Source organism: Nakamurella sp. (assembly GCF_048594475.1).
Taxonomy (GTDB): domain Bacteria; phylum Actinomycetota; class Actinomycetes; order Mycobacteriales; family Nakamurellaceae; genus Nakamurella.
In genome coordinates, this window is the sequence record NZ_JBMDXT010000478.1 from 1 (window position 1) to 4,848 (window position 4,848).

Annotated in this window: 5 protein-coding genes; 2 read left to right on the plus strand and 3 right to left on the minus strand. The window is 70.0% G+C overall.

Features of this window, described 5'->3' with window-relative positions:
- The coding region (locus tag ACOJUF_RS21425; protein WP_420123838.1) for an ABC transporter transmembrane domain-containing protein at window positions 1-649 on the minus strand (649 nt) is incomplete at its 3' end.
- 177 nt (window positions 650-826) lie between these two features.
- Here ACOJUF_RS21425 and ACOJUF_RS21430 point away from each other — a divergent pair.
- The gene (locus ACOJUF_RS21430; protein ID WP_420123839.1) at window positions 827-1,507 is read left to right on the plus strand and encodes a helix-turn-helix domain-containing protein; all 681 of its coding nucleotides are present in this window, start codon (window positions 827-829) and stop codon (window positions 1,505-1,507) included.
- A 57-nt stretch (window positions 1,508-1,564) separates the two neighbouring features.
- Here ACOJUF_RS21430 and cydB read toward each other — a convergent pair whose 3' ends face one another.
- Together cydB and ACOJUF_RS21440 are read right to left on the minus strand one after the other, a co-directional pair.
- On the minus strand, window positions 1,565-2,584 hold the full coding sequence (gene cydB, locus ACOJUF_RS21435) for a cytochrome d ubiquinol oxidase subunit II (RefSeq protein WP_420123840.1): 1,020 nt from the start codon (window positions 2,582-2,584) through the stop codon (window positions 1,565-1,567).
- A 51-nt stretch (window positions 2,585-2,635) separates the two neighbouring features.
- On the minus strand, window positions 2,636-4,096 hold the full coding sequence (locus ACOJUF_RS21440) for a cytochrome ubiquinol oxidase subunit I (protein ID WP_420123841.1): 1,461 nt from the start codon (window positions 4,094-4,096) through the stop codon (window positions 2,636-2,638).
- A gap of 548 nt (window positions 4,097-4,644) precedes the next feature.
- On the opposite strand from ACOJUF_RS21440, the gene ACOJUF_RS21445 reads away from it, so the two are divergent.
- A complete protein-coding gene (locus ACOJUF_RS21445) occupies window positions 4,645-4,839 on the plus strand; it encodes a DUF7455 domain-containing protein (RefSeq protein WP_420123842.1) in 195 nt (64 codons plus the stop codon).
- Window positions 4,840-4,848 lie beyond the last annotated feature (9 nt).

The following is a 4,848-nucleotide window of genomic DNA, read 5'->3' on the forward strand; positions in this document are numbered from 1 at the left end:
TGGCCCGGCCGAACACCTTGAGCGTGGGCAGACCGGCGACGACGTCGGTGAAGTGGGTGGCCAGCCGGGCCAGGCTGGCCCACTTGGCCCGGGTCTGCCGGTCGGTGTACCAGCCGACCAGGGCCATGAACAGCGGGATCAGCGGCAACGTGACGAGCACGATGATGCCGCTGGTCAGGTCCGCGCTGAACAGGTAGACCAGCATGACCACCGGCACCACCACGGACAGCGCCAGCTGCGGCAGGTACCGGGCCAGGTAGGTGTGCAGGGACTCGACCCCGGTGGTGGCCAGCACCGCCAGCCGGCCGCCGTGCTCGGCCGAGCGCCAGCGGGGGCCGAGCGCGGCGGCGTGCCCGAGCAGGTCGCGGCGCAGCCCGGCGGTCACCGCCGACGCGCTGCGGCCGGCGATCTCCTCGGCCGCCCAGGCCAGCCCCGCCCGCACCGCGATCACCCCGGCCAGGACCGCGAGCCGGACCGCCAGGTCGTCCGGCTCGACCCCACCGATGATGACGTCGGCCAGGATGCCGGCGATCAGCACGGCCTGGACGACGACCACGACGGCCGACGCCAGGCCGAGGGCGACGGAGACGACCAGCAGCCGCCGGACGCCCGCGGCGTACCGGGTGAGGCGGGGGTCGAGTGGTCTCACGGCACCAGTGAAACAGAGGGAGCCGACAGCGGGTGTGTGCTGCGGCGCGGCGGCGTCGGCCCCGGGTGGTCCGATCCGCTGGTTTCGACCCGATCGTTGCGGGGTAACTCACTCCGATGACATGTGGGGGGTTCACCGTCGGGTCCGCCGGGGTGACGACGAACCGAAGGAGCATGCGTGATCGGCACGGTCGGTGACACGAAGATCGGCACGGGACACCGGGGGTCCGCCGGCCGGCCGGAGTTCGTTCCCCGGCAGCGCGTGCCCTCGATGCTCGCCGACCGGCCCGGCCGGCCCGGCTCGAGCGGCCCGGTGGGCGCGATGGTCGTGCTCGTCGCGGATCCACTCCGGGACAGCCGGGAGCGGCTCGCCGCGGGGCTGGCCGCGGCCGGGGCGGCCCGGGTCATCCAGGCCGACACCGTCGCCGCGGTCGAGGCGTTGGTCGCCGGCGGCCCGGGCGGCCACCTCGCGCTCGTCAGCCTGGGCTTCGGCACGCCGGCTCCCCGGCTGATCGGCGACCTGGCGCAGGTGCCCTGGGCCCGCGTCATCGCGCTGGCCCTGTCCCCCGATCCGGCCCCGCTGCTGGGCGCGCTGTCGGCGGGGGCCACGGGCGTCCTGCGCGGGCATCCCGGCCGGGTCGATCCCGACCTGCCGGCCCGCCTGGGCCGGCTCACCCCGCGCGAGCTGGAGGTCCTGCGGCTGGTCGCCGACGGGCGGTCGAACAAGTGGATCGCCGAGTCCCTGTCGCTGTCGGCCCTGACGGTCAAGAGCCATCTGTCCCGGATCAGCCGCAAGCTGGGCACGGGCGACCGCTCCCACCAGGTGGCCGTGGCCATGCGGGCCGGCCTCCTGCTCTGACCTACCGGCCCGGACCGGCCGCGGCGGTGTCCGCCCGGGTCCCGCTGCTCGCACACGTCAGTGCGTGGGCACCGAGGTCGGCGACTCGGGGATCTGCTTGGTCGAGATGCGCTTGCGGAAGATCCAGTAGCTCCAGGCCTGGTAGGCCAGGATCAGCGGGACGAACAGCAGCGCGATCCAGCTCATCAGGGTGAGCGTGTACGGGGTCGACGCCGCATTCTCGATGGTCAGCGAGAACGCCGGGTCGATGGTCGACGGGAAGACGTTCGGGTAGATCGAGGCGAACCACGACGTCACCAGCATGGCGGTGGACACGGCCGAGGCCAGGAAGGCCCAGCCGTCCCGGTCGGCCCGGGTCAGCAGCACCGCCGCCAGCATCGAAACGACGGCGATCGCCCCGAGCACCATCGACCCGGTCGTGCCGCGAATGGACTGCTGCCAGATCACCGCACCGGCCATCACCACCAGCGCCACCGGTCCGAGCCGGACGGCCAGCTTCTGCGCGCGCTCGCGCACGTCCTGGGTGGTCTTCAGGGCCAGGTAGATCGACCCGTGGGTCAGGAACAGCAGCAGCGTCGTCGCGCCCATCAGCAGCGCGAACGGGTTCAGCAGGTCCAGGAACGTGCCGACGTACTCGTGGTCGGCGTCCAGAGCCACGCCGCGGACGATGTTGCCGAACGCCACCCCCCACAGCAGGGCCAGGCCCCAGGAGGTGATCAGGATGGACCAGTCCCAGCGCGCCCGCCACTGGTCCGAGTGGCCCTTGCCGCGGTACTCGAACGCGACGCCGCGGACGATCAGCAGGACCAGGATCAGCACCAGGGCCAGGTAGAAGCCGGAGAACATCGACGCGTACCACTCGGGGAACGCGGCGAAGGTCGCGCCGCCCGCGGTCAGCAACCACACCTCGTTGGCGTCCCAGACCGGCCCGATCGTGTTGATCAGGACCCGCCGGCCCTTCTCGTTCTTCCCGACGATCCGCAGCAGGGCGCCGACGCCGAAGTCGAAGCCCTCGAGCACGAAGTACCCGATCCACAGGACCGCGATGAGAACGAACCACAGGTTGTTGAGGAACACGGTTGACCGCTCCTAGTGCAGGTTGCTGGACGGCAGGCAGAGGGTGGGCCGCTAGTAGGCGAACGCGAGCGGCTTCTCCTCCTCCTCCGCGTCCTGGTCGGCCGGCTTGTCGGGGCCGCCGAAGCCGCCGCCGCGCGGGGTCCGCCGGCGGATCGACGCCAACGCCTCCGCCTCGCTCGGTGGGCCGATCTTGACGTACTTGACGACCAGCCCGACCTCGATCACCGCGAGGATCCCGTACAGCAGGGTGAAGATGATCAACGAGGTGAGCACCGACGCGCCGGTCACCGAGGGTGAGACGGAGTCCGCGGTCCGGTAGAGGCCGACCACCGTCCAGGGCTGGCGGCCCCTCTCGGTGAAGATCCAGCCGGCCGAATGGCCGACGACCGGCCCGGCGATGGCGAACATCGCCAGCAGCCAGACGGTCTTGGATTTCGGGAGCCGGCCCTTGCGGGTCAGCCACAGGCCGACGATCGAGACCAGCAGCATCACGAAGCCGGCGCCCATCATCAGCCGGAACATCCAGTAGGTCACGGGGATGTTCGGCCGGTAGTCGCCCGGCCCGTACTTCTGCTCGAACTGCGCCTGCACGTCGTTGATGCCCTCGACGGTGCCGGAGAAGGACTCGGTGGCCATGAAGGACAGCACGCCGGGCACCCGGATCGAGAAGACCTCGGTCGACCCGTCGAGCGTGCCGATGGTGAACAGCGAGAACGAGGCGCCCTCGGTGGTGTCCCACAGGGCCTCGGCGGCCGCCATCTTCATCGGCTGCACGTCGGTCATCACCTTGGCCAGCAGGTCGCCGGTGACGATCACGGCCAGCGAGCCGATGAGCATGCCGACCAGCCCGAACCGCACCGCCGGCCGGAAGACCTCGACGTCGCGCTTCTTCATCAGGAAGTAGGAGGAGATGCCCGCGAACATGGCCGCGCCGGAGAGCACCGCACCGGCGATGACGTGCGAGTACGCCCACATGTTCAGCGGCTGGAACAGCACGGCGCCGATGTCGTTCATCTCCGCCCGGCTGCGGTCGGCGTTGACCGTGATGCCCACCGGGTGCTGCATGAACGAGTTGGCCGACATGATGAAGAACGCCGACAGCATGGTGCCGATGGAGACCAGCCAGATGGTCGCGCAGTGCAGGCGCGGTGAGAGCTTGTCCCATCCGAAGATCCACAGGCCCAGGAACGTCGACTCCAGGAAGAACGCCAGCAGCGCCTCCATGGCCAGCGGGGCGCCGAACACGTCGCCGACGAACCGCGAGTAGCTGGACCAGTTCATCCCGAACTGGAACTCCTGCACGATGCCGGTCACCACGCCGATGGCGAAGTTGATCAGGAAGATCTTGCCCCAGAACTTGGTCGCCCGCAGGTACACCGGCTTGCGGGTGCGCACCCAGGCGGTCTCGGTGATGGCGATGAAGAACGCCATGCCGATCGTGATCGGGACGAACAGGAAGTGGTACACGGTGGTGATGCCGAACTGCCAGCGCGCGACATTCAACGGATCCACGGCAGTCCTCCAAGCGATCAGGTCCAGCAGGTGTCCGGCGCGGCGGGCGGGCGTTCCGCGGCGGGCTCCAACTCTGTCAGAGCCTGCGCGGTGTCGTCGCGACGGAACAAGGACGAAAGTCCCGTCTCGAGTGTGAACCCACTCACCGGTCGACTGCTTGTTGTACCGCTCAGCGGGACCGGTCCGATGCGGTGTTCTACAACACGTCGGAGTTTAATCCCGAGCGGCAACCCGACCGCCGCTGCCGCGTCCGTCAGCCCGTCCGTGGACGCGCCGGGACGCGGTGTTCTACGCCACGGGCGAATTCCCGCCGTCCACGGGGTCCCGGATGGCACGATGAGGGAGCCGGGGTTCCTCACGGAGCGGTCGATGCCCAGCACGGGTATCGAGCAACCCGTGACCGGGCTCCTGCATCCCGTACGTGGGGACAGTGATGTCTCGTTCCGATGGGAAGGACAGCGCCACGCACCACAACCCGTGAACGCGAAGTCGGACGTGAACGGTGACGACGGGGCCACCGCAGGTGGCCGCCAGATGAGAGGACGACAATGACCGACACTCTTGCCAGTCCAGCTGCACTCACCGCCGCCGACCGCTGCGACCGGTGCGGGGCCGCTGCCCGGGTCCGCGCCGTGCTCTCCACGGGCGGCGAGCTGCTCTTCTGCAACCACCACGCCAAGGAGCACAGCGCCCGGCTCGAGCAGCTGGCCGCGGTGATCCACCGCTCCCGCGACGAGCAGTAGTCGCCGCAC

Excerpts from the sequence above, each read along its gene's own strand:
- ACOJUF_RS21445 (WP_420123842.1), top strand. The coding sequence starts at position 4,645 with ATGACCGACACTCTTGCCAGTCCAGCTGCACTCACCGCCGCCGACCGC.